This window comes from uncultured Eubacterium sp., from assembly GCF_937958975.1.
Taxonomy (GTDB): Bacteria; Bacillota; Clostridia; order Lachnospirales; family Lachnospiraceae; genus Eubacterium_G.
Genome location: NZ_CALGRE010000015.1, coordinates 150,405 through 174,890 on the forward strand (window position 1 = coordinate 150,405; position 24,486 = coordinate 174,890).

The following is a 24,486-nucleotide window of genomic DNA, read 5'->3' on the forward strand; positions in this document are numbered from 1 at the left end:
TTTGAAAGCTTACATTTGGAAATATTTCTAAATGTAAGCTTTTTTGAATATGATAGATAATAAAAGTTGTTGTGGGTTAAATGTGAAAAGAGTAAATATAATAATTCTTGTAATGATTGTAATATTATGTGCTTTAGTAGTGAATTTGGTATATAAAAAAGAAAAACCGGTGGAAGACAAAGAACAGGCGCAGGTGGCAAATCTGAATATTACGAACATGAAGGATACGGTTCCCAAAGTAGCAATTACTTTTGATGATGGTCCAAGTAATTTTTATACAAAAAAGTTATTAAAAGGATTAAAAAAAAGAGATGTCAAGGCAACATTTTTTTTAACGGGGGAGAGGATACAATATAGTAAAAAGCTGGTAAAGAGAATGCATAAGGATGGGCATATTATAGGAAATCATACATATTCTCATGTGGATTTAGCAAAAACGGATTACATTGAGGCGAAGAAAGAAATTGAAAATACAAACAAATGTATTCAGGAAGTTACGGGTGAAGTTCCAAAATATTTGCGGCCGCCTTATGGTGATTGGGATGAGAATTTATTAAAAGAAACCAATATGTCTATTGTACTATGGAGCGTTGACCCTGAGGATTGGAAAGACCAAAATGCGGATGTTGTGGCGAACCGTGTGATAAAAAATACAGAACCGGGAGATATTATTTTATTGCACGACATATTTAAGACCTCGGTGGAGGCTGCATTTAAGATAATTGATGCATTGCAGGAGAAAGGATATCATTTTGTGACAATAGATAAGTTAGACAGCAGCAAAATTATTATAAATGAATAAAAAATCATTGTGAAATAAAGGAGCCAATGTTATACTTTATAAGTGATTTTTATAAAAGATAAATGAGGAGATAATTCGATGGCAAAATATATAATGGTTTTTTTGATTTCAATGGTACCGATTGTAGAATTGAGAGGAGCGCTTCCGGTAGCCGCAGCAGCAGGGCTTCCAATGGTTCCGTCTTATATTATATGTGTTATTGGGAATATGCTTCCGGTTCCTATTATTTTCTTTTTTGCAAGAAAAGTTTTGATATGGGGAGCTGATAAAAAGTTTATCGGTGGGTTTTTCTCATGGTGCTTAGACAAAGGGGAGCGTGGTGGAGAAAAATTAAAATCCAAAGCAGGCAGAGGCTTATATGTTGCCTTGTTACTGTTTGTAGGAATACCGCTTCCGGGGACAGGTGCATGGACTGGTACGCTTGCCGCAAGCTTTTTGGATATGGATTTTAAAAAGAGTGTAGTCGCATGCATGGGCGGTGTACTTTTAGCAGGAGTGATTATGGGAGTGCTCAGTGCACTGGGAGTATCAGCATTTAGTGCGGCATTCTAAAGTGATTGGAGAAACGAATGAGTAAAAAACAGATGAATTACAATTATATGTATAAAGGTAAAAAAAGCAATTCGGGCATCAATGGCGCGAATGAAAAATATACGCCCGGAGCTGTTGGAAAAATAGCTATGGCGGTAACGATTCCTTCTGCTATTATAGCTTTTATTTCTGTTATGATAGCCGTGTTTGGAATGATTCAGGCGCTTATCGTTACTGCGATTACATTTATTATCTCCTTTATTGGAAGTGTGGTCTTAGCTATTGATATTGTTATTTTTAATAGAAAACAGAAAAAGAAGTATGGTAAAGCAGATGAACCAAAAGAGATGGACATGATGCGAATCTTACATATGATTATAGGAATTTTTGTGGGAGTTATCATTGGTTATCTGATTTGGGGAACAAAATAGTTGGATATAAGAAAGGTTCGATGCATTATGGATAATTTACCAAAAGACCCGGTGATGCTTTTAAGCGTAGTGAATACAAATTTGAGAGACTTTTACGGAAGTTTTGGGGATTTTTGTAAGGCAAAAGATGTGGATGGAAAAGAGATTATTGATAAGTTGGAAAAAATAAATTATAGATACGACGCAGAAAAAAATCAATTTGTCTAAACGAAACAAGTAAAAAAAACAATTTTATAAAATTGTCCTCTTATTTTAAAAGAACTATAGTGAAATCTGTAGTTCTTTTTTATTATATAGGAAATTCCTATCAATAAATTTTTTTAGATAAATGTATTAGAGAATAAATGTTATCAATAACATATCTTACATGAGATAAAAACGTTACAAAAGAAAAAATGGCATATATTTTAGTAAAAACTAACAAATAAAACGTTTTTATACTAAATTTGTTATTGATAACATACTAAAAATATTGTAAAATTATTACAATAAAAGAAATGAAACGGATTAAAATTGCAAGGAGGAAATTATATGAGACGATTAAGAATGACAGGAAAGAAAATTATGAGCATGGTAATTAGCGCTGCTATGATAGCCGGGTTAATGTTCGGGGGAACGGCTATAAGTACAAAAAAAGTTCAGGCAGCCTCAGCGCTTGGCTCTAATGATTTTTTAAAAGTAAATGGAACACAGATTCGTAAGTCAAAAGGCAATGGTGATGTTGTTTATTTGAGAGGAACAAATGCAGGTGGATGGCTGGTTCAGGAAAATTGGATGAATCCTACCAATGCATCTGACCAGAGAACGATGATGGACATATTGGCAAACCGATTTGGTTCTTCGACAAGAGATGACTTAGTTGCAACATATGAAAACAATTATTGGACGACACAGGATTTTGATAATTGTGCAGAGATGGGAATGAGTGTTATCCGCTTACCTTTCACATATATGAATTTATGTGATGATAATGGAAATCTGAAATCGAACGCATTTGACAGATTAGACTGGTTTGTCAATAATTGCAGTGCAAGAGGAATCTATGTAATTATTGACATGCATGGTGCTTTTGGTTCACAAAATGGAATGGATCATTCAGGAGCAGTAAATGACGGAACACAATTATATTATAACCAGGGGAATAAGGATAAGACATTAAATCTTTGGAGAAAGATTGCTGAACATTTTAACGGAAATCCGGCTGTAGCAGCATACGATATTTTAAATGAGCCGGGAATCAAAGCAGCTGCAACATATAGTCTTCAGTGGGATTTTTATAATGAAATATATAAGGTGATACGTTCAAAAGATTCTGAGCATATTATAATAATGGAATCTTGCTGGGATGCAGACAATCTTCCAAGACCATCGCAGTATGGATGGACAAATGTAGCATATGAATATCATTATTATCCATGGGATGCAGTGAATAGTACATCAGGTCAGATATCTTACATAGAAAGTAAGGTTAGAGACATTTCAAATCACAATTATGGCGTGCCTACATTTGTTGGAGAATTTACATGCTTTGAACAGGAGAATGCATGGAAAAATGCAATGTCGACATTTAATCAGCAGGGCTGGCATTGGACTACATGGTCATATAAGGTGACAGGAAACAGTTCGTGGGGAATTTACAATCATAATCCGCAGACAGTTGACATTTACAGTGACTCGGCTTCTACAATAAAGAGTAAGTGGTCAGGAGTTGGAACAGGCAGTGCGTGGAAGAACAATATGATATACAATGTTGTGAAAGCATATCTGCCGGGAACAGTAACTCCGTTAGGCTCAAATGATTCAGTAAATACAGGAAGTTCATCAAATGCAAGTTCTTCATCAGGATTAGTAACTATTTATCAGGATTCTAACTATGGCGGAACGGCAGTTTCATTGGGAGAAGGAAATTATAATCTTGCGACATTGCAGTCAAGAGGATTTAAGAATGATGACCTTTCATCATTAAAGGTTCCTTCAGGATATAAGGTAACACTTTATTGGGATGATAATTTCACAGGAAAAACAAAAGAGTTTACAAGTGATACAAGTTATGTAGGAAATGAATGGAACGATCAGATGAGTTCCATAAAGATAGAAAACATAGGAAGAAAGGCTTATATTTATCAGGATTCTAATTATGGTGGCAGAGAAGTGGCTCTTGAAGCAGGAAGTTATAACCTTTCATCATTACAGTCAAGAGGATTTAAGAATGATGACCTTTCATCATTAAAGGTTCCGGCAGGATATAAAGTAACACTTTATTGGGATGATAATTTTACAGGAAAAACAAAAGAGTTTACAAGTGATACAAGTTATGTAGGAAATGAATGGAATGATCAGGCGACTTCGATTAAGGTAGAACGCAATGGCTCCGGTGCAAGCTCATATGTGGCTTCAAATTCAAATTCGTCGTATTCAACAACAAATCTGTCAAATGGCAAGTATTACATTCAGGCTGTTGCAAATGACAAGTTGGTATGTGCAGAAAATGGCGGAAATGATTCGTTAGCAGCAAATCGCGACCAATATAGCGGTGCATGGGAAACAATAATCGTAGAAAATAATAATGATGGAACAGTATCATTAAAGGCAGAAGCAAATAACAAGTATGTATGTGCAGTGCTTGATGAACAGAAGCAGTTACTTCCAAGAAGTGATTCTCCAAGTACATGGGAGAAGTTCCGAATTTATAAGATTAAAGATAATGAATATGGAATCCGCTGTGTAGAAAACGGAAAATATGTTAAGGCGGATTTAGATAATGGCGGAAAACTTGTGGCAACAAGTGATTCGATAGCAGGAGCATGGGAAGCATTCAGAATTGTAAAAGTAGGTGATTCCTCCAGTGCAAAAGCAGTTGTTTCAAATGGAGAATATTACTTCACATCCGTTGCAAATGGAGGTGTTGTATGTGCAGAAAATGGTGGAAATGATTCACTGATTGCAAATCGTTCTTCTTGTGGTGGTGCATGGGAAAGCCTTAAAATTGAAAATAATAATGATGGTACAGTATCACTGAAATCAATAGCGAATGGCAAGTATGTATGTGCGGTAATTGATGAACAGAGTCAGTTGCTTCCAAGAAGCAATTCGGCAAGCACATGGGAAAAATTCAAGGTTGAAAAGATTAAGGACGGCGAATATGCACTGAAAGCATGTGCAAACGACAAATATGTTAAGGCAGATTTAGACAATGGCGGAAAGCTTTCAGCAACAAGTGATTCTGTAGCAGGAGCATGGGAAGCATTTAAGATTACAAAGACAGGAGAATCATCAGGCCTTACATATAATGCTGATGCAGGACAACAAAAAGCTATATTTTATTTGGACTCTGATTATAGAGGAACAAAAGTTTCATTAAGCGTTGGAAAATATGATTATAATGAAATGGTTGGAAAGGGAATTAAAAATGATGCATTGTCATCAGTAAAGGTTCCTGACGGATACAGAGTTACATTATATAATGATGCAGGATTTGGTGGTGGAGCTAAGGTTCTTTTGCAGGATGCTTCAAATTTAGGAAACTTTAACGATAAGACCTCTTCAATCATTATAGAAAAGGTAGACAGAGTTAATTTTAACAATGCAGATACCTATATCACATCAATAGCGAACAATAAAGTTGTATGTGCAGAAAATGGCGGAAATAATACAATTGTTGCAAACCGTGATTCATGTGGTGGTGCATGGGAGTCAATTCAGATAGTAAATAATGATGACGGAACAGTATCATTAAGGTCTGCCGCAAATGGAAAATATGTATGTGCGGTAGCAGACGAAAAGAGTCAGTTAATTCCAAGAAGTGGTAACATTGGAACATGGGAAAAATTTATTGTTGAAAAAATAGCAAACAATGAATATGCATTTTATTCACTTTCTAATGGCAAGTATGTTCAGGCAAATCTTAATGATGGTGGAAAATTATATGCGACAAGCGAAACAGTTGCAGGCGCTTGGGAAAGTTTTAAAGTAACAAAAATTAAGTAATAAATAGAGTATATTTGATTAAACCTCGTTATTATGATATGATAAATTAGTTAATGTTTTCATACTATCAATAACGAGGTTTTCTTATGAAATGGAATAAATATACACTAAAAACAACAACACAGGCAATAGATTTTGTGAGTGGGGTAATGATTGAACTTGGCATCGATGGAATACAGATTGAGGATAATGTTCAGATAACACAGGAAGAAAAGAAAAAGATGTTTATAGATTATCTCCCGGATTTGCCGGAGGATGACGGAGTGGCATATATCAGTTTTTATACAGAAGAGAGTGGTGAAGATGTTGAAGACCAAAAACTGTTAGACGAATTGAGAGAAAAACTGAAAGAGGCAAACAGCTTTTTAGATGTTGGCGAGGGCAGCATTGAAAAAAGTATGACTGAGGATGTTGATTGGGTAAACAATTGGAAGAAATATTTTAAGTCTTTTACTGTAGGGGAATTTTATATTAAACCGACCTGGGAACCCTTTGATGAGAAATATAGTGGTATGCAGATGCTTGAAATAGACCCGGGAACGGCTTTTGGTACAGGGAAGCACGAGACAACTCAGCTCTGTATTCATCAGTTAAAAGAGTATGTAAAAAAGGGAGATGAGATACTGGACTTAGGATGTGGCAGTGGTATACTCTCTATTGTTGCTAAGAAATTAGGGGCCGGACATGTGTCAATGACTGATATTGACGAGGCAGCAATCAAAGCGGTGCATGAAAATTTTCAGGTGAACAATATTCCTACTGATGACGTGGAGATAATATTGGGAAATGTGCTGGAAGATGATGAGATGCAGAAAAAGTTCGAGCAAAAGAAATATGATATTGTTGTGGCAAATATTTTGGCGGATGTAATCATTCCGATTGTGGGGATTGTAGACCGTTTTCTAAACGCTGGAGGAGTGTTTATCTCTTCCGGTATTATTTATATGAAAGAGGAAGCGGTGAAGGACGCGGTTTCAAAGAATAAAAATTTGAAGTTGACGCATGTTATAAAGCAGGGTGACTGGAGAGCCATAATGGCAGAAAAAAGGTAGAAAATGTACAGATTTTTTGTAAATCCGGAGCAGATTTTAGAGAACGAAATTTGTATTACGGGAAAAGATGTAAATCATATAAAAAATGTTTTGAGGATGAAGGTAGGTCAACAAGTTCTGATAAGCAATGGACAGGATAGGGAATATACATGCGCCATAGAGGAAATATGTCCTGAAAAAGTGTTATTGTCTATCTGCGACATTGACGGACCGGAAAGAGAATTGTCCGTTCAGGTTACACTGTTTCAGGGACTTCCAAAGTCTGATAAAATGGAGATGGTAATTCAGAAAATGGTGGAGCTGGGAGCTTATGAAATCGTGCCGGTAGCGACGAAAAGATGTGTTGTGAAATTAGATGAAAAAAAGGCTGCAATGAAGACAAAACGCTGGAATGCTATTGCTGAAAGTGCAGCAAAACAATCGAAACGCGGTATTATCCCGGAGGTAACAGAACCGATAAGTTTCCGGCAGGCGTTGGAAAAGGCAAGAACAATGGACATGTTATTGATTCCTTATGAGGAAGCTGAAAACATGCAAATAACAAGGAAAACAGTCTCTGAGATAAAGTCAGGTATGAGTATTGGCATTTTTATTGGTCCGGAAGGTGGATTTTCAGAAGACGAAGTGACATTAGCGGCAGAATATGGAGCAAAGGCCATTACACTTGGTAAACGTATTTTGAGAACGGAAACCGCAGGGATGGCATTGATGTCGGTTATTATGTATTTAATGGAAGAATAGAGAGGAAAAAGATGGAAGCTTATTTTGACAATTCAGCAACTACAAAAGTGACAGAGAGTGTGAAAAATATTGTAGTGAAGACCATGACAGAAGATTTTGGAAATCCTTCCTCAATGCACATGGTTGGTGTGAAAGCTGAACGGTATGTAAAAGAAGCGAAACACATTATTGCAAATATTTTGAAAGTAGATGAAGGAGAGATTTATTTTACTTCCGGCGGAACAGAGTCAAATAATATGGCGGTTATTGGAGCAGCTGACGCTAATAAGAGAAAGGGAAATAAGATTATCACAACAAAAATTGAACACCCTTCGGTTTTAAATACTATGAAGTATTTAGAGAAACAAGGGTATCAAGTAGTATATCTTCCGGTGGATAGATGTGGTATCGTGGATATGGAAACTTTGAAAGAAGAAATGACAGAAGATACAATCCTCGTTTCCGTTATGTATGTCAACAATGAAGTGGGAGCTGTTGAGCCTATTGCAGAAATAGGAAAGTATATTAAGAGTATTCAACCGGATGTTATTTTTCATGTCGATGCTATTCAGGCGTTTGGAAAAATGGAAATCAGGCCAAAGAAAGAAAATATTGATTTGCTTACTGTAAGTGGTCATAAAATTCATGGGCCAAAGGGAAGTGGATTTATTTATATTAAAAAGAATACAAAATTGAATCCGATTATTTTCGGTGGCGGACAACAAAATGGATTTCGTTCGGGAACAGAGAATGTTTCAGGAATTGCAGGAATCGGACAGGCGGCAAAGGATGCCTATGATAACTTAGAAAAAAATGTAAAAATTTTAACGGATTTAAAAGATTATCTGATAGATAAACTACAAGGTTTAGAAGACGTGGTGATAAACAGCAAAAAAGGCACAGAGGGTGCCCCCCATATTGTGAGCGTCAGTTTTAGCGGGGTGAGGAGTGAGGTTTTGCTCCATGCGCTTGAGGATAAAGGGATTTATGTATCAGCAGGCAGCGCCTGTTCTTCCAATAAACCGGCTGTAAGCGAGACTTTAAAAGCAATGAAAATTGATAAGGATTTACTTGGTTCCACAATCCGCTTCAGTTTTTGTGAATTGAATACCATAGAGGAAATAGATTTTGCAGTGGAGGAAATAAAAAAAATGCTTCCTGTGTTAAGAAAATATGTAAGAAGATAAAGAGGTAAAAGAATGTTTCAATCATTTTTGATTAAGTATGCTGAAATAGGCGTGAAAGGAAAAAACAGGTTTTTGTTTGAAGATGCATTAGTTGATAATGCACAGCGTGCCCTCGACAAAATCGATGGAAATTTTAAAGTGACAAAAGAATATGGAAGAATTTATGCTGTGGCAGAGAGTGCGTATGACTTTGATGAAGTTGTGGATGCGTTAGCACACGTTTTTGGCATTGTCGGAATTTGTCCGATGGTACAGATAGAGGACAACGGATTTGAGGATTTGGTAAAAAATGTTCTGGATTATATTGAACAAAATTATGAGGATAAGAACTTTACATTTAAGGTAATGGCAAGACGTGCGAGAAAGAATTACCCGATGGAGTCTATGGAGATTAATGCAGAGATGGGCGCGAGAATTTTGAAAACGTTTCCGGAAACCAGAGTAGATGTACATAATCCTGATGTTATTTTGACAATTGAGATTAGAAACCATATCAATATATATTCCAAGATTATTCCGGGACCGGGAGGAATGCCGGTAGGAACAGCAGGAAAAGCAATGCTTCTTTTGTCTGGTGGGATAGATAGCCCTGTTGCCGGCTGGATGACTGCAAAGCGCGGTGTAGTGGTCGATGCAGTATATTTTCATGCACCTCCTTATACATCAGAAAGAGCGAAACAAAAAGTTGTGGATTTGGCAAAGATTGTTTCCAAATATTCTGGTCCGATGAAGTTGTATGTAGTCAATTTTACGGATATTCAAATGTATATTTATGATAAGTGTCCGCATGATGAGTTAACGATTATCATGAGAAGATATATGATGAGAATCGCTGAATATTTTGCAAAACAGGAAGGCGCTCAGGGATTGATTACAGGAGAATCTATCGGTCAGGTCGCAAGTCAGACCATGCAGAGTCTCGCTGCAACAAATGAGGTTTGTACAATGCCGGTATTTAGACCGGTAATTGCTTTTGATAAACAGGAAATTGTCGATGTATCATTGAAAATTGGAAGCTATGAGACATCTATTCTCCCTTATGAGGATTGTTGTACAACATTTGTTGCAAAACATCCGGTGACAAAGCCAAATATTAATGTAATTAAGAACTCAGAAAGTCATTTGTCAGAAGAGATTGATAGGATGTTTCAAGAGGCGGTGGAAACAGTAGAGATTATTGAAATATGATGACGATTTTCCTCGTTGTCATTTCAAAAAAAGCTGGCTTAAAAATAAGCCAGCTAATAAAAATATGATTAAAACCCTATTCGTATTTTTTTAGAATTTCCATGATTTCGTCAATATCTTCTTCGTTATGTATGTTTAAGTCGATTGGCTTTGATAAATCAAGACTGAAAATACCCATAATTGATTTTGCATCGATGACATAACGTCCTGATACTAAATCGAAATCGCTGTCAAACTTAGTAATGTCATTTACGAAAGATTTTACTTTGTCGATAGAACCTAAATTAATTGTAACTGTTTTCATATATAAACACCTCTCTTTCATCTCTCTATTTACATGTACATAATAGCACGGATTATATATTTGTTCAATCAGAACAAATACCAAAATTATGGTAAAATTTTCGTTAAAATGTTGTAAATGTGTATAAGTGTTTTAGAGAAAATTGAGGAAAAAATTATTTAATATAGAAATTTTTAGGAGGCAATCATGAGAAAAGTGGCGTTACATAATCTTGGCTGTAAAGTAAATTTCTATGAGACGGAAGCAATGTCTCAATTACTTCATAAGGCAGGATATCGTATAGTACCTTTTTCAGAAAAGGCAGATGTATATATCATTAATACCTGCTCTGTTACAAATATTGCTGATAGAAAATCAAGACAGATGCTGCATAAGGCAAAAAAAATGAATCCCCAGGCAGTTGTGGTGGCTACCGGATGCTACGTTCAGACTTCATCGGCAAAAGCAGTGGAAGATATGGCTATTGATATTATTGTCGGAAATAATAAAAAGAAAGAGATAGTTGATATATTAGAGAATTATTTTAAATGCCGGGGAAAAGAATATATTATTGATATCAATCAAACGAATGAATATGAGGAATTAGAGATTGAAACTGTTACAGAACATACAAGAGCTCATTTGAAAATTCAGGATGGATGTAATAATTTTTGCTCTTACTGTATTATACCGTATGCGAGAGGCAGAATAAGAAGCAGAAAAATGGGTAATATAAGAAATGAGATGCTTCGATTAGCAGACAGGGGATTTAAAGAAATCGTTTTTACAGGAATTAATCTTAGTTGTTATAATGATGAAGGAAAAAAACTTATAGACGTACTGGAGATGGCGGAAACTATTGATGGAATAGAACGAATACGCCTTGGTTCATTGGACCCGGAAATTATCACAGATGATTTTGTAGAGAGATTATCAAAAATATCTAAGATATGTCCACACTTTCATTTGTCGATGCAGAGTGGGTGTGATAAGACTTTGAAAGCGATGAACCGACATTATACATCGGAGGAATATTTTAATAAATGTCAGATGTTAAGACAAAAGTTTGACAATCCGGCTTTTACGACAGATGTAATCGTAGGGTTTCCGGGAGAGACACAAGAGGATTATGTGAAATCCAGGGAGTTTATAGAAAAAGTTAGATTTGCAGAACTTCATGTTTTTAAATATTCCAGAAGAGATGGGACGGTGGCGGCAAACATGCCAAATCAGATAGAAGAATCAATAAAATCTCAAAGAAGCGAAAACCTGATACAAGTTGGTGAAAAGCTTATGAGAGAATATAGAGAGAAAAAAATCGGCACGGAAGTTTCAGTGCTGTTTGAGGAAGAAAAAGTGATTGGGCAGAAAAGGTACCAGGTTGGACATACGAGAGAATACATAGAAGTGGCACTAGAAACAGTTGAAGATTTGTCTGGGAAGATGAGAAATGTGACAATAAAAGACTTTGTCAATAAAGAAATAATGCTTGCCACTAGGTGAGTTTTATATTAAACTTATAATATACTGCCATAAAAAGGCAAAAAAAGGACGTGATAAGATGAGCGATTTAGGTAACACACAATTTTTTAGAGTTCAGCAGGAACAGAAGTTAGGTGTAGAAGAAATTTTTGAAAAGGTGTATGAGGCATTGGCTGAGAAAGGATATAATCCGGTAAATCAAATCGTGGGCTATATTATGTCAGGTGACCCGACATATATTACCAGTCATAAAAATGCGAGAAGCCTGATTATGAAAGTGGAGAGAGATGAACTTATAGAAGAGGCTGTAAAATACTACATCAATAACAAATTAAAATAATACAAAGAAACCTGTTTAGGTTTTATAAGCATGCTCTTTTTTATTAATAGTGCGTAATAATATAGAAGTATAGGTGAAACCATGAGGATGATGGGATTAGATTTTGGCTCGAAGACAGTAGGAGTGGCAGTGAGTGACCCTTTAGGTCTTACTGCAAGCGGAATAGAAATAATACGAAGGGATTCGCCGAATAAGTTGAGAAAAACATTGGCTCGGATAGAACAGTTGATTGATGAATATAAAATTGAGAAAATTGTATTAGGATACCCTGTAATGTTAGATGGCAGTGAGGGGGAAAGAGTTGAAAGAACAAAAGAGTTTGCGGCTATGTTGGAGAGACGTACCGGTATGAATATTATTTTTCAGGATGAAAGGCTTACTACAGTGGAGGCATATGAAATCATGGATATGGCTGGAATAAAAAAAGCGGACAGGTATAAGTATGTCGACCAAATTGCAGCAAAAATTATTTTAGAGGATTATATGAATCACATGGAAAATTTGAGTCATGATGATTGTAATGGAGTTTAAGAGGTTTTTATGGAAGAGAAAATTATTTTTGTAGATGAAGATGGAAAAGAAGTTGAAATGTTTGTGGTGGAAGAAACCAGAATAAATAATGTAAATTACATTCTTGTAACGGATGATGATGGCGAGGATGAGGAGGCAACTGCCTATATATTAAAGGATATTTCTAACGAAGAAGATGAAGAGGCTGTCTATGAGGTCGTGGATGATGATTCGGAGATTGATTACATAGGAAAAATATTTTCCGAATTGTTAGATGGCATTGATGTCACAAGAGAGGATTAGGGATGTCCATAATTATTGCAGCAGTTAGTGAATGGAAAGGATAAGTTTTAAAGGTTTATAAGGAGAAAAATTAATATAATGAGTGAAAATTCAAGAGTAAAGATAATTCCACTGGGAGGTTTAGAACAGATTGGAATGAATATGACTGCCATTGAGTACAATGACAGTATTGTTGTTGTGGATTGCGGTTTGTCATTTCCGGGTGATGATATGCTTGGAATAGACTGTGTTATTCCGGATATTACATTTTTAAGAGAGAATATAGATAAGATAAAAGGTTTCGTGATAACACATGGACATGAGGACCATATCGGTGCTCTGCCATATGTTTTGAAAGAGATAAATGTTCCGATATATGGAACAAAACTGACTATCGGTATTATTGATGGTAAGTTAGAAGAACACGAACTGTTGGGCGTGGTGAAAAGAAAGGTTGTTAAATTTGGACAAAGTATCCATCTTGGGGATTTCAGAATAGAATTTATTCGAACAAATCACAGTATTGCTGATGCGGCGGCATTGGCTATCCATACACCTGTAGGTATTATTGTTCATACAGGAGATTTTAAGGTGGATTATACGCCTGTATATGGAGATGCGATTAATCTTGCCAGATTTAGTGAGCTTGGCAAAAAGGGTGTTTTGGCACTGATGTGTGATAGTACAAATGTTTTGCGGCCGGGATTTACACCATCAGAGAGAACTGTCGGAAAAACTTTTGAGCATATATTTGCTGAGAATACAAAGAGTCGAATCATTATTGCTACGTTTGCGTCAAATGTGGACAGAGTACAGCAGATTATCAATACGGCTTGCAAATATAACAGAAAAGTTATTGTAGAGGGAAGAAGTATGGTAAATATCATTTCTGTAGCAAGAGAAATGGAATATCTTAAAATTCCCGATAATACACTAATTAATATAGAAGAAATGGACAATTATACAGATGACCAGTTAGTGCTTATTACGACGGGCAGTCAGGGAGAGTCTATGGCGGCTTTGTCCCGTATGGCAGCATCTCTTCACCGAAAGGTACACATTAAGCCGGATGATACAATTGTGTTTAGTTCCACTCCGATTCCGGGAAATGAAAAAGCTGTATCGAAGGTTATGAATGAATTGTATCAGCAGGGAGCAAATGTTATTTTCCAGGAGACACATGTATCGGGACATGCGTGTCAGGAAGAAATTAAATTGATTTATTCTTTGATTAAACCGAAATATGCGATTCCGGTTCATGGCGAGTATCAGCACTTGAGAGAGCATGGAAGATTGGCACAGGATATGGGGATTCCGAAAGAAAATGTATTTATCTTAGAATCCGGTGATGTGTTAAGTCTCAGTAAGGAAAAGGCTAAAGTCGTAGGAAAGGTTCCGGCAGGTTCTGTTCTTGTTGATGGACTCGGTGTCGGTGATGTAGGAAATATTGTATTGAGAGACAGGCAAAATCTTGCAGAAAATGGTATTATCATTGTCGTCCTCACTTTAGAAAAATATTCTAATCAGATTCTTGCAGGTCCGGATATTGTAACAAGAGGTTTTGTTTATGTGAGAGAATCGGAGAACCTGATTGAAAATGCAAAAGAAGTTGTAACGCAAGCGTTACTGGAATGTTTAGAAGGAAAAAATGTGGACTGGGGAAAAATCAAGATGGTTGTAAAAGATAGTCTTGGAGAATATTTGTGGAAAACAATGAAAAGAAGTCCAATGATATTACCAATAATCATGGAAGTAGAATAGTTATTGCAGTAAGGAGAGACCTTATTGCTTCGATATAAGACATTTGACATGAGGAGTTTATATGAATAATAGAAAGACTTCACAGGGATTTGCTAAAGTATCTATTAAAATGTTAAAATATGTAGTTATGGTTGTAGTGATTGTTATTTGTGCCACGGCTGCATTTAATTTTGGTTCTAAGATTTTCAACAGTGAAGGAATGGAACCGGAACCGGGAACAGATATGACATTTACCATTGAAGATGGAACCACAATTAAAAGTTTTGGCAAAACATTAGAGGAATATGGTGTGATTGGTGATGCAGATGTTTTTGTAGTTCAGTCATATGTATATAGTGTAAAGAAAATAAAGCCGGGAACATATTCTTTTAATACTTCATGGAATGGCGAGGAAATATTTAAGACACTCAGTGCGGGACCGGAAGAGGATAAGCAGGATAAAAAGTAGATTGGTTTATAGATGGAGGAAAATATGATAGTCAATGAGAGAATCATATCATATATTCATTCGCTTGAAAAAACAAATAGTGAAGTTTTAGAAAAAATTGAACATCAGGCACATTTAGATAATGTTCCGATTATCAGAAAGGAAATGGAAAGTTTTCTGAGGGTAATGTTATACTTAAAAAAGCCGAAAAGAATATTAGAGCTGGGTACTGCGATTGGGTACTCAGCCATTTTAATGAGTGAATGTATTTCTAGTGACGCAAAGATTGTTACTATAGAAAATTATGAAAAGAGAATACCGATAGCGAGAGAAAATATTGCTCTGGCTCAGAAAAACAGCGTAATTGAACTTTTAGAGGGAGATGCCATGAAGATAATGCCCGAATTGGAAGAAAGTCAGTTCGATTTTGTTTTTATGGATGCGGCAAAGGCGCAATATATTTATTTTCTGCCGGAAGTTTTAAGACTTATGAAAAAAGGAGCCGTTCTGATTACTGACAATGTTTTGCAAGAGGGAGATTTAATAGAATCAAAATATGTTGTTCAGAGGAGAGATAGGACAATACATAAGCGTATGAGAGAATATATGGAGATTGTAAAAAATCATTCTGAATTAGAAACAAGTATTGTACCACTGGGAGATGGGATTACAATTTCTATAAAAAATAGATAATAAGATAGGAGCGATAACGTGATGAGAAAACCGGAGTTGTTAATACCGGCAAGCAGCCTGGAGGTTTTAAAAACTGCTGTAAGATACGGTGCAGACGCAGTATATATAGGCGGAGAGGTCTTTGGTTTGCGTGCAAAGGCAAAGAACTTTTCCATAGAGGATATGAAAGCGGGAGTGGAATATGCCCATAATCATGGTGTGAAAGTGTATGTCACAGCAAATATTCTGGCTCATAATGCGGATATTGAGCCGGTTAAAGTATATTTTAATGATTTAAAGAGTGTAGAGCCGGATGCGTTAATTATTTCTGACCCGGCTATTTTTACAATTGCTAAAGAAATGCTGCCTGATATGGAAATTCATATTAGCACGCAGGCAAATAATACAAATTACGGGACATATAATTTCTGGTATGGACTTGGAGCTAAACGTGTTGTTTCTGCCAGAGAGTTGTCTTTGGCAGAAATTAAGGAAATTAGAAATAATATACCGGAGGAAATGGAAATAGAGACTTTTGTACATGGGGCAATGTGCATTTCCTATTCCGGGAGATGCCTGCTCAGCAGTTTTATGGCGGGAAGGGATGCCAATAAAGGTGCATGTACACATCCATGCAGGTGGAAATATGCGGTAGTCGAGGAGTCGAGACCGGGACAATATATGCCGGTGGAAGAAAATGATAGAGGCACATATATTTTTAACTCAAAAGATTTATGTATGATAGAGCATATTCCGGAGTTGGTTGATGCGGGAATCGATAGTTTTAAGATAGAAGGCAGAATGAAAACCGCACTTTATGTTGCTACAGTTGCAAGAACGTATCGCATGGCAATTGACGATTACTTTGAGAGCAAGGAAAAATATGAGAATAATAAAGAAAAGTATAAAACATTAATTTCCCAATGTACTTACAGGCAGTATACCACAGGATTTTTCTTTGGAAAGCCGGATGAGACAACTCAAATCTATGACAACAATGTTTATGAAAGAGATTATGTTTATTTAGGAATTGTTGGAGATAAAATGGGAGAAAATGAATACGCCTTAGAACAAAAAAATAAGTTTTGTGTGGGTGATAGGATTGAAGTGATGAAACCGGATGGCAGGGATATACAGACAACGGTAGTTTCGATAAAGGACGAAGATGGAACAGAGATGGAAAGCTGTCCGCATCCAAAACAAAGGCTGTTGATTCAGCTTGGAATGGAGTTGGAAAAAGGAGATATCCTTCGTGTAAAGGCATAAAATATTTGAGTTTTGCCTGTGCAATGTGCAGGCAGCATTGGAGTTTCGCTTGCGAAACTCTTTTTTTGTATGAGTACAGGCACCGCGCGACGGATTAAAGCATACAATAGATTAAGTATGTCAAGAGGTGCTGGGTGTGAAGACTTTTTTAGAACCATTAACGCAGGAAGAGGAGAGAATGTATGTGGACAGATTTCAAAATGGAGATAAAAAAGCGAAAGACATACTCATTGAAAGAAATCTAAGGCTGGTAGCTCATATTGCAAAGAAATATTATTCCGAAAACAGGGAAAATGAGGAACTCATTTCTATCGGTATTGTAGGTTTGATTAAGGCAGTTAATACTTATAATCCACAGAAAGGAAACAGGCTGGTAACATATGCGTGCAAGTGTATTGAGAATGAATTGCTTATGATGTTGAGAAGTGAGAAAAAGAAAAACAGGGAAGTCTCTCTGAATGAACCGATTGGCATGGATAAAGAGGGGAATACGATTAGTTTAATCGATGTAATGGAAAATGATGATATTGATGCATTGAAAAAGATGGAGAATGCCGAGGATATAGTAAGAGTGAGAAAGTATGTTGAAAAAGTGTTGTCGGACAGAGAAAAAGAGATTATTATTTACAGGTATGGATTGGATGGAAGGGAACCTATGACACAAAAAAAGGTAGGTACTACAATGGGAATTTCCAGAAGCTATGTGAGTCGAATTGAAAAAAAAGCATTGGAAAAATTAAAGAAAGCTTTTGACAATTCATACACAATATGATATAAAAAATACAATATGATATGAACGAGAAAATAAATAAGCACGGAGAGCACACAAAATTTAGTTATGAGGATAGATTATGGTGTGTAAAATTAATTGTGCAACTATTATAGGCGTGGAGGTATTGCCTGTAATAGTAGAAACGGATATATGCAATGGTCTACCATCTTTTGACATGGTAGGCCTTTTATCGTATGACATAAAAGAGTCGAGGGAGAGAGTACGAACTGCCTTGAAAAATTCAGGTTTTTGTGTGCCTCCTAAGAGAATTACAATAAATTTTTCGCCTGGAAATATAAGAAAAACAGGGACATACTTTGATATGCCTGTGGCAGTGTCTATATTATGGTGTCTTGAAATGATTTCATGTGATTTGAGTAACAAAATGTTTGTCGGTGAGCTGAGCCTGAGCGGAAGGGTAGTTGAGGTAAACGGTGTTTTGCCCATTGTTCTATATGCATTGGAGCAGGGGATGAAATACTGTTTTGTGCCTGCAAAAAATTTAGGAGAGTGCCAGTTTGTCACAGGAATCAAAGTGATTGGAATTGAAAGTTTAAATGAGTTGGTCATGATTTTAACAAATGGTTCTTATGATAAAGAAATAAAAAGGCAGCAAATTACGTTAAATACTTATACGGAGAAAAAAGAGAATGATTTTAGGTGGATAAAGGGACAGATTCAGGCGAGAAGGGCAGCGGAGATTTCGGCAGCCGGTATGCATAATTTATTGTTGATTGGACCGCCGGGAGCAGGGAAAACAGTTATTGCAAAAACAATGCGAACCATATTACCTGATATGTCAGAAGAAGAGCGCATTGAGATTTCTAAAATACAGAGTATTGTAGGGGATTTAAAGGGAAGTCTTGCAAAACAGAGACCGTTTCGTAAACCACATCATACGACAACGGTTTCAGCAATGACAGGGGGAGGACATAATCCAAGACCGGGAGAGATTACACTGGCTCATAGAGGTGTTCTTTATATGGATGAGTTTCCGGAATTTTCCAGGGAGGTTATGGAGGCGTTAAGACAACCGTTAGAGGATAGGTGCATTGATATATCGAGAATGGGAGGAACTTTTTCATTTCCTGCGGACTTTATTTTACTGGCTTCGATGAATCCATGTAGATGTGGTTATTTTCCTGATAGAAATAAATGCAGTTGTACAGAACGTGATGTGAAAAAATATTTAGAAAAGATAAGCGGACCTATTTGGGACAGGATAGATTTATGTGTACATATGAATCCTATGGAGTTTCATGATTTGACGAGGGAGTCAAATCATGAAAGTTCAGCTGAAATAAAAAAAAGAGTAGACAGGGCTGTTCAAATTCAAAGAGAACGGTACAAACAGGAAAGCGTTTATTTTAATAGCCAGTTAGAGGGAGAGAGAATAGAAAAATATTGTCATTTAAATAAGAAAGAAATGGATCTGATACAGAAAATATATATAAAAATGGAATTGAGTGTGCGGGCTTATGAAAAAATAATTAAAACGGCAAGAACCATTGCAGATTTAAAAGAGCATGAAAGCATAAGCTGTGAAGATATTGCGGAGGCAGTGAGTTATAAGGCTGTTTCGGTTAGGGGGTAAGATGAGCGAGAGAGAAATGTGGGCATGCGTTTCCAATATTCCGGGAATGTACTGGAAAAAAATACAAAGACAGATAGAAGTGTTTGGAGATATAGATAACTGGATGGCGGCAGATAAGAAAATGCTTATGCACAAGGGTGGATTGGATGAAGGAGAGGCAGAAAGAGTCATAAAACATAGAGAATGTTTTAGCCCTGAAATTTTTTTTGAAAAGTTAGAAAAAAAGGAAATTAAATTTGTGTCCGTGTCAGAAAAAGAATATCCGAAAAGATTGTTGCCATATAATCATAAACCATATTATTTATTCTATAAAGGTAATTTACCCGATGAAGAGGCTCCGTGTGTTGCTATGGTGGGGGCGAGAGCCTGCTCAAATTATGGAAGAACTGTGGCTAGGGGAATTGCAAAGGAGTTGTCAGAAAAAGGGATACAGATAATTAGTGGAATGGCCAGGGGCGTTGATACATATAGTCAATTAGGAGCATGTGAGGGAAAGGCAGAGACATTTGCAGTTCTCGGATGTGGTGTGGATATCTGTTATCCTTCGGAAAACATAGAATTATATGAAGAAATTTTGAAAAAAGGTGGAATTATTTCAGAGTATCTGCCCGGTACAGCTCCTATCAGCTGGCACTTTCCTCAAAGAAACAGGCTTATTTGCGGATTGGCAGATAAAATTGTGGTGGTAGAAGCAAAAGAAAACAGCGGTTCATTAATTACTGTTGAATGGGCATTGGAGCAGGGGAAGGATGTGATGGCTGTTCCCGGACGTATTGGAGAGAGATTAAGTCAGGGGTGTAACCAATTGATAAAGTCTGGAGCAGGTATCGTTACATCGACAAATGATGTTCTTTCTGAGCTTACATACAACATGTCGAATAAACAGGAGACAGAAAAAATACTTGAAAAAGATTTTTTGTTGTTGTATAGTGAGTTAGGCTTCCAGCCAAAAAATATAAACGAGCTAATGGACAATACAGGTATAAAATATGAAGAAATTATTAGTATGTTGTTAAAACTTCAGTTAGATGGATTCATAGAGCAGCCGGTTGAGAATTATTTTTCAAGAAAGTATATATAATTATAGATTATAAGGTTAAAAGGATTTAAGGGGAAGATTTATGGCAAAATATCTTGTTATTGTAGAATCGCCTGCAAAAGTAAAGACAATAAAAAAATTTTTGGGAACAAATTATGAAGTTGTAGCTTCGAATGGTCATGTGAGAGATATGCCTAAAAGTACAATGGGCATTGATTTTGAAAATGACTATGAGCCGAAATATATAACGATAAGAGGAAAAGGGGATAAATTAGCAGAACTGAGACGTTATGTAAAAAAGGCGGACAAGGTTTATCTTGCAACTGACCCGGACCGTGAGGGAGAAGCTATTTCGTGGCATTTGGCAAATGCTTTAAAGTTAGAACCAAAGAAGACAGCTAGGATTACTTTTAATGAAATTACAAAGCCGGCTGTCAAGGAATCTTTAAAAAATCCAAGAGAAATTAATATGAATTTGGTTGATTCTCAGCAGGCGAGAAGAGTTATGGACAGAATGGTAGGTTACAGTATCAGTCCGCTATTATGGATGAAAATAAAGAGAGGGTTGAGTGCCGGTAGAGTACAGTCTGTTGCACTGAGAATGTTGTGCGACCGTGAGGAGGAAATTAATGCATTTATTCCAAAAGAATATTGGGATATGGATGCAGTATTAAAATATAAAAATAAAGAATTTAAAGTTAGCTTTTACGGTGATTCCAAAGGAAAGATAGAAATCACAGGAAAAGAACAGTTAGATGATATTATTCAGGAATTAAAGGAAGAAAAGTTTTCTGTAAAGGATGTAAAGAAGGGAAGCAGGACAAGAAAGGCACCGGTTCCTTTTACAACGAGTACATTGCAGCAGGAAGCATCGAAGGCTCTAAATTTTTCTACACAGAAGACTATGAGAATTGCTCAACAGTTATATGAAGGTGTTGAGATTAAGGGACGTGGAAGTATAGGTCTCATCACATATCTTCGTACAGATTCTACCCGTATTTCTGAGACGGCTGAAACACAGGTAAAAGATTTTATTGAAAATAATTATGGTCAGTCTTATATGGCAAATGAGGTGAATGCCAAGAAGTCATCAAAGAAAATACAGGATGCACATGAGGCAATCCGACCTACAGATGTGACTATATTACCTGAAAGTATTAAAGAACAACTGCCAAGAGATTTATTTCGCCTTTATCAGCTTATCTGGAAGAGATTTGTGGCAAGCCGAATGCAGAGTGCAGTATATGAGACGATAAATGTTAAAATTAGCGCCGGAAAATATATTTTTAATGCTGCAACATCTAAGTTGGATTTTGATGGTTTTATGAAAATATATACGGAGAGTGATAACGAAAAAGTTGTCACAAATAATACGATTGCAAAATTGGAAAAGGATTCCGAGTTGGAATTTGTTAATTTTGAAGAAAATCAGCACTTTACGCAGCCTCCGGCACATTTTACAGAGGCAGCTCTGGTAAAAGCTATGGAGGAACAGGGAATCGGAAGACCTAGCACCTATGCACCTACGATTGGAACAATTATCAGTAGACGTTATGTTACAAAGGAAAAGAAAAATTTATATGTGACAGAGTTGGGGGAAGCTGTAAACAATGTTATGAAAACAGCTTTTAAAGTAATTGTTGATACAGATTTTACTGCAAATATGGAATCGCTTCTAGATGCGGTAGAAGAGGGAAATGTTGAATGGAAAACGATTATTAGAAACTTTTATCCGGACCTTGATGAGATGGTGAAAGAAGCAGAAGTTAAGTTAGAAAAAATTCAAATAGCTGACGAGGAATCAGATGAGATTTGCGAGGAATGTGGGAGACGTATGGTAATTAAGTATGGGCCGCACGGAAAGTTTCTGGCATGTCCGGGATTTCCTGAATGTAAAAATACAAAGCCTTATCTGGAGAAGGCGGGGGTTTCCTGTCCAAAATGTGGAAAGGATATTGTAATCCGAAAAACGAAAAAAGGTAGAAGATATTTTGGCTGTGCTGACTATCCGGAGTGTGATTTTATGTCATGGCAGAAACCATCCACAAAAAAGTGTCCTCAATGTGGAGGCTATATGGTGGAGAAAGGTAATAAATTAGCCTGTGCAGATGCACAGTGTGGATATGTGGAACAAAAGAAAGCATAATATATTGATATAGAAAAAAAGGGTTGCATGCCCTTTTTTTTTATGGTAAAATCATGAAGTTGTATTAAACACATAAACAGAGAGGTGAACCGGTGCCTTTGCTCGAGGTTGTTCACATCATAGAAGTTTATGGAAGATTATTAAAAACCAGGAGGTATTAAAATGAGCGTTATTTCAATGAAACAGTTATTAGAAGCAGGTGTTCATTTCGGACATCAGACAAGAAGATGGAACCCTAAGATGGCTCCATATATTTACACAGAGAGAAACGGTATCTACATTATTGATTTACAGAAATCTGTAGGAAAAGTAGATGAGGCGTACAAGGCAGTATCTGATATTGTGACAGATGGTGGTACAATTCTTTTTGTAGGAACAAAGAAACAGGCACAGGATGCTGTAAAAGAAGAAGCTGAGAGATGTGGTATGTACTACGTTAACGAGAGATGGTTAGGTGGTATGCTCACAAACTTTAAGACAATTCAGTCAAGAATTAAAAGATTAAAAGATATTGAAAGAATGTCAGAAGATGGTACATTTGATGTTCTTCCTAAAAAAGAAGTAGTAAATATTAAGAAAGAATGGGATAAGCTGGAAAAGAACCTTGGTGGAATCAAGGACATGAAGAGAATCCCGGATGCTATTTTTGTTGTAGACCCTAAGAAGGAAAGAATTTGTGTTCAGGAAGCTCATGCACTTGGAATTACTTTAATTGGTATTGCAGATACAAACTGTGACCCAGAAGAATTAGATTATGTTATCCCAGGTAATGATGATGCTATCAGAGCAGTAAAGCTTATCGTTTCTAAGATGGCAGATGCAGTAGTTGAAGCAAATCAGGGTGAAGAAATGGTAGCAGAAGCTGCTGAAGAAGCAGAGGTTACAACAGAAGAGACAGTAGAAGAATAATATTTTATCAGGAGGAATAGAATTATGACAATTACAGCAGCAATGGTAAAAGAATTAAGAGAATTAACAGGCGCTGGTGTTATGGCTTGTAAGAATGCTTTAGTAGAGACGGATGGAAATCAGGAAGAAGCTATTGAAGTTTTAAGAAAAAAAGGTGAAGCTACAGCTGTTAAGAAGTCAGGAAGAATCGCAGCTGAAGGTATTGTATATACAGTTGTTAAAGATGGTAAGGCAGCAATCGTAGAAGTGAACTCAGAAACAGATTTCGTTGCTAAAAATGAAAAATTCCAGACATTTGTTTCGAACGTGGCAGAGCAGATTGTTGATTCAGATGCAGCAGATATGGATGCATTTATGGCAGAGCCATGGAAGCTTGATGCATCTAAGACAGTAAAAGATGAATTGGTATCACAGATTGCTGTTATCGGTGAGAATATGAATATCAGAAGATTTGAAAGAATTACAACAGATGGTGTTGTTGTTTCATATATTCATGCTGGTGGAAGAATTGGTGTATTGGTTGAAGCTGATGCTCCACAGAGCCCGGTAGTAGAGGAAGCATTAAGAAATGTTGCAATGCAGGTTGCAGCGCTTAACGCTAAGTTTGTTTCACAGGACGAAATCAGTGAAGAATATAAAGAGCATGAGAAAGCAATTCTTTTAGAGCAGATTAAGAATGACCCTAAGGAATCACAGAAGCCGGAGAAGGTTATCAATGGCATGATTATGGGACGTCTTAACAAAGAGTTTAAGGAAGTTTGCCTGCTTGATCAGGTATACGTTAAGGCAGAAGACGGAAAACAGTCCGTTGCTAAGTATTTAGAGGAAGTGTCTAAAGAAGTAGGTGCAACGGTTACACTTAAGAAGTTCGTTCGTTTTGAGACAGGTGAAGGTCTTGAGAAAAAAGAAGAAAATTTTGCTGAGGAAGTTGCAGCACAGATGAAATAGTTAGGCTAAAGCCGTGCAAATAAAAGAGAGAGTATTCACGAGGGCATGCTTGCATGAACGAGAGAATACTCTCTCTTTTATTGGCTCTTTGTCAAGAGTGGGGGTAAAGTTTACAGCACATTTGTGGACAATCGTCCACAAATGTGTTTCTTTATTT

24 protein-coding genes are annotated in these 24,486 nt (G+C 36.6%); 23 read left to right on the forward strand and 1 reads right to left on the reverse strand.

Translation table 11 applies throughout. From position 1 onward, the window contains the following. Nucleotides 1-82: 82 nt before the first annotated feature. From Q5O86_RS02835 to thiI, 9 genes are all read left to right on the forward strand, one after another. Nucleotides 83-802, forward strand: a complete 720-nt coding sequence (locus tag Q5O86_RS02835) for a polysaccharide deacetylase family protein (RefSeq protein WP_302625628.1) — start codon at nucleotides 83-85, stop codon at nucleotides 800-802. A gap of 78 nt (nucleotides 803-880) precedes the next feature. Continuing rightward, nucleotides 881-1,354 carry a small multi-drug export protein gene (locus Q5O86_RS02840; protein WP_302625629.1) on the forward strand — a complete coding sequence of 158 codons (474 nt, stop codon included), beginning with the start codon at nucleotides 881-883 and terminating at the stop codon, nucleotides 1,352-1,354. A gap of 17 nt (nucleotides 1,355-1,371) precedes the next feature. Further along, complete coding sequence (locus Q5O86_RS02845; RefSeq protein ID WP_302625630.1) at nucleotides 1,372-1,764, forward strand: hypothetical protein; 393 nt, start codon at nucleotides 1,372-1,374, stop codon at nucleotides 1,762-1,764. Nucleotides 1,765-1,791: 27 nt separating this feature from the next. Beyond that, complete coding sequence (locus Q5O86_RS02850; protein WP_302625657.1) at nucleotides 1,792-1,971, forward strand: DUF4250 domain-containing protein; 180 nt, start codon at nucleotides 1,792-1,794, stop codon at nucleotides 1,969-1,971. A gap of 324 nt (nucleotides 1,972-2,295) precedes the next feature. After that, nucleotides 2,296-5,751 (forward strand): cellulase family glycosylhydrolase, encoded by a 3,456-nt coding sequence (locus Q5O86_RS02855; protein ID WP_302625631.1) that lies wholly within the window; start codon nucleotides 2,296-2,298, stop codon nucleotides 5,749-5,751. Between the two features lie 86 nt (nucleotides 5,752-5,837). After that, nucleotides 5,838-6,803, forward strand: coding sequence for a 50S ribosomal protein L11 methyltransferase (gene prmA / locus Q5O86_RS02860; protein ID WP_302625632.1), 966 nt, complete (start codon nucleotides 5,838-5,840; stop codon nucleotides 6,801-6,803). Nucleotides 6,804-6,806: 3 nt separating this feature from the next. Continuing rightward, on the forward strand, nucleotides 6,807-7,544 hold the full coding sequence (locus Q5O86_RS02865) for a 16S rRNA (uracil(1498)-N(3))-methyltransferase (protein ID WP_302625633.1): 738 nt from the start codon (nucleotides 6,807-6,809) through the stop codon (nucleotides 7,542-7,544). An 11-nt stretch (nucleotides 7,545-7,555) separates the two neighbouring features. After that, nucleotides 7,556-8,710 carry a cysteine desulfurase family protein gene (locus tag Q5O86_RS02870; RefSeq protein WP_302625634.1) on the forward strand — a complete coding sequence of 385 codons (1,155 nt, stop codon included), beginning with the start codon at nucleotides 7,556-7,558 and terminating at the stop codon, nucleotides 8,708-8,710. A 12-nt stretch (nucleotides 8,711-8,722) separates the two neighbouring features. Beyond that, on the forward strand, nucleotides 8,723-9,898 hold the full coding sequence (gene thiI / locus Q5O86_RS02875; RefSeq protein ID WP_302625635.1) for a tRNA uracil 4-sulfurtransferase ThiI: 1,176 nt from the start codon (nucleotides 8,723-8,725) through the stop codon (nucleotides 9,896-9,898). Nucleotides 9,899-9,974: 76 nt separating this feature from the next. On the opposite strand, the gene Q5O86_RS02880 is transcribed toward thiI, so the two are convergent. Continuing rightward, complete coding sequence (locus Q5O86_RS02880; protein WP_302625636.1) at nucleotides 9,975-10,202, reverse strand: HPr family phosphocarrier protein; 228 nt, start codon at nucleotides 10,200-10,202, stop codon at nucleotides 9,975-9,977. 186 nt (nucleotides 10,203-10,388) lie between these two features. Between Q5O86_RS02880 and mtaB the strand changes: the two genes are divergently transcribed. From mtaB to tsf, 14 genes are all read left to right on the forward strand, one after another. Next, nucleotides 10,389-11,684 carry a tRNA (N(6)-L-threonylcarbamoyladenosine(37)-C(2))-methylthiotransferase MtaB gene (gene mtaB, locus Q5O86_RS02885; RefSeq protein ID WP_302625637.1) on the forward strand — a complete coding sequence of 432 codons (1,296 nt, stop codon included), beginning with the start codon at nucleotides 10,389-10,391 and terminating at the stop codon, nucleotides 11,682-11,684. A 58-nt stretch (nucleotides 11,685-11,742) separates the two neighbouring features. After that, nucleotides 11,743-12,003, forward strand: a complete 261-nt coding sequence (locus Q5O86_RS02890; protein WP_302625638.1) for an IreB family regulatory phosphoprotein — start codon at nucleotides 11,743-11,745, stop codon at nucleotides 12,001-12,003. A gap of 81 nt (nucleotides 12,004-12,084) precedes the next feature. Next, nucleotides 12,085-12,534, forward strand: coding sequence for a Holliday junction resolvase RuvX (ruvX, locus tag Q5O86_RS02895; protein ID WP_302625639.1), 450 nt, complete (start codon nucleotides 12,085-12,087; stop codon nucleotides 12,532-12,534). A gap of 9 nt (nucleotides 12,535-12,543) precedes the next feature. Beyond that, a complete protein-coding gene (locus Q5O86_RS02900) occupies nucleotides 12,544-12,816 on the forward strand; it encodes a DUF1292 domain-containing protein (protein WP_302625640.1) in 273 nt (90 codons plus the stop codon). Nucleotides 12,817-12,894: 78 nt separating this feature from the next. Then, nucleotides 12,895-14,556, forward strand: coding sequence for a ribonuclease J (locus tag Q5O86_RS02905; protein WP_302625641.1), 1,662 nt, complete (start codon nucleotides 12,895-12,897; stop codon nucleotides 14,554-14,556). Between the two features lie 61 nt (nucleotides 14,557-14,617). Continuing rightward, nucleotides 14,618-15,004, forward strand: coding sequence for an endolytic transglycosylase MltG (locus Q5O86_RS02910; protein WP_302625642.1), 387 nt, complete (start codon nucleotides 14,618-14,620; stop codon nucleotides 15,002-15,004). Nucleotides 15,005-15,028: 24 nt separating this feature from the next. Next, entirely contained in the window at nucleotides 15,029-15,676 is a 648-nt protein-coding gene (locus tag Q5O86_RS02915) for an O-methyltransferase (RefSeq protein WP_302625643.1), read from the forward strand. A gap of 21 nt (nucleotides 15,677-15,697) precedes the next feature. After that, nucleotides 15,698-16,921: a U32 family peptidase gene (locus tag Q5O86_RS02920; protein WP_302625658.1), complete on the forward strand. Its 1,224-nt coding sequence runs from the start codon at nucleotides 15,698-15,700 to the stop codon at nucleotides 16,919-16,921. Between the two features lie 136 nt (nucleotides 16,922-17,057). Then, nucleotides 17,058-17,693, forward strand: coding sequence for an RNA polymerase sporulation sigma factor SigK (gene sigK, locus Q5O86_RS02925; protein ID WP_302625644.1), 636 nt, complete (start codon nucleotides 17,058-17,060; stop codon nucleotides 17,691-17,693). A gap of 79 nt (nucleotides 17,694-17,772) precedes the next feature. Further along, nucleotides 17,773-19,287, forward strand: coding sequence for a YifB family Mg chelatase-like AAA ATPase (locus Q5O86_RS02930; RefSeq protein WP_302625645.1), 1,515 nt, complete (start codon nucleotides 17,773-17,775; stop codon nucleotides 19,285-19,287). A gap of 1 nt (nucleotide 19,288) precedes the next feature. After that, nucleotides 19,289-20,368, forward strand: coding sequence for a DNA-processing protein DprA (dprA, locus tag Q5O86_RS02935; RefSeq protein WP_302625646.1), 1,080 nt, complete (start codon nucleotides 19,289-19,291; stop codon nucleotides 20,366-20,368). Nucleotides 20,369-20,408: 40 nt separating this feature from the next. Next, entirely contained in the window at nucleotides 20,409-22,472 is a 2,064-nt protein-coding gene (topA, locus tag Q5O86_RS02940; protein WP_302625647.1) for a type I DNA topoisomerase, read from the forward strand. Nucleotides 22,473-22,634: 162 nt separating this feature from the next. Then, on the forward strand, nucleotides 22,635-23,381 hold the full coding sequence (rpsB, locus tag Q5O86_RS02945) for a 30S ribosomal protein S2 (RefSeq protein WP_302625648.1): 747 nt from the start codon (nucleotides 22,635-22,637) through the stop codon (nucleotides 23,379-23,381). Between the two features lie 21 nt (nucleotides 23,382-23,402). Further along, the gene (tsf, locus tag Q5O86_RS02950) at nucleotides 23,403-24,329 is read left to right on the forward strand and encodes a translation elongation factor Ts (RefSeq protein WP_368074730.1); all 927 of its coding nucleotides are present in this window, start codon (nucleotides 23,403-23,405) and stop codon (nucleotides 24,327-24,329) included. Nucleotides 24,330-24,486 lie beyond the last annotated feature (157 nt).

Excerpts from the sequence above, each read along its gene's own strand:
- mtaB (WP_302625637.1), top strand. The coding sequence starts at position 10,389 with ATGAGAAAAGTGGCGTTACATAATCTTGGCTGTAAAGTAAATTTCTAT.
- Q5O86_RS02920 (WP_302625658.1), top strand. The coding sequence starts at position 15,698 with ATGAGAAAACCGGAGTTGTTAATACCGGCAAGCAGCCTGGAGGTTTTA.
- Q5O86_RS02850 (WP_302625657.1), top strand. The coding sequence starts at position 1,792 with ATGGATAATTTACCAAAAGACCCGGTGATGCTTTTAAGCGTAGTGAAT.
- topA (WP_302625647.1), top strand. The coding sequence starts at position 20,409 with ATGGCAAAATATCTTGTTATTGTAGAATCGCCTGCAAAAGTAAAGACA.
- Q5O86_RS02905 (WP_302625641.1), top strand. The coding sequence starts at position 12,895 with ATGAGTGAAAATTCAAGAGTAAAGATAATTCCACTGGGAGGTTTAGAA.
- Q5O86_RS02870 (WP_302625634.1), top strand. The coding sequence starts at position 7,556 with ATGGAAGCTTATTTTGACAATTCAGCAACTACAAAAGTGACAGAGAGT.
- Q5O86_RS02840 (WP_302625629.1), top strand. The coding sequence starts at position 881 with ATGGCAAAATATATAATGGTTTTTTTGATTTCAATGGTACCGATTGTA.
- Q5O86_RS02915 (WP_302625643.1), top strand. The coding sequence starts at position 15,029 with ATGATAGTCAATGAGAGAATCATATCATATATTCATTCGCTTGAAAAA.
- Q5O86_RS02930 (WP_302625645.1), top strand. The coding sequence starts at position 17,773 with ATGGTGTGTAAAATTAATTGTGCAACTATTATAGGCGTGGAGGTATTG.
- Q5O86_RS02845 (WP_302625630.1), top strand. The coding sequence starts at position 1,372 with ATGAGTAAAAAACAGATGAATTACAATTATATGTATAAAGGTAAAAAA.
- ruvX (WP_302625639.1), top strand. The coding sequence starts at position 12,085 with ATGAGGATGATGGGATTAGATTTTGGCTCGAAGACAGTAGGAGTGGCA.
- thiI (WP_302625635.1), top strand. The coding sequence starts at position 8,723 with ATGTTTCAATCATTTTTGATTAAGTATGCTGAAATAGGCGTGAAAGGA.
- Q5O86_RS02865 (WP_302625633.1), top strand. The coding sequence starts at position 6,807 with ATGTACAGATTTTTTGTAAATCCGGAGCAGATTTTAGAGAACGAAATT.
- prmA (WP_302625632.1), top strand. The coding sequence starts at position 5,838 with ATGAAATGGAATAAATATACACTAAAAACAACAACACAGGCAATAGAT.
- Q5O86_RS02900 (WP_302625640.1), top strand. The coding sequence starts at position 12,544 with ATGGAAGAGAAAATTATTTTTGTAGATGAAGATGGAAAAGAAGTTGAA.
- Q5O86_RS02855 (WP_302625631.1), top strand. The coding sequence starts at position 2,296 with ATGAGACGATTAAGAATGACAGGAAAGAAAATTATGAGCATGGTAATT.
- Q5O86_RS02890 (WP_302625638.1), top strand. The coding sequence starts at position 11,743 with ATGAGCGATTTAGGTAACACACAATTTTTTAGAGTTCAGCAGGAACAG.
- Q5O86_RS02880 (WP_302625636.1), bottom strand. The coding sequence starts at position 10,202 with ATGAAAACAGTTACAATTAATTTAGGTTCTATCGACAAAGTAAAATCT.
- rpsB (WP_302625648.1), top strand. The coding sequence starts at position 22,635 with ATGAGCGTTATTTCAATGAAACAGTTATTAGAAGCAGGTGTTCATTTC.
- Q5O86_RS02910 (WP_302625642.1), top strand. The coding sequence starts at position 14,618 with ATGAATAATAGAAAGACTTCACAGGGATTTGCTAAAGTATCTATTAAA.
- dprA (WP_302625646.1), top strand. The coding sequence starts at position 19,289 with ATGAGCGAGAGAGAAATGTGGGCATGCGTTTCCAATATTCCGGGAATG.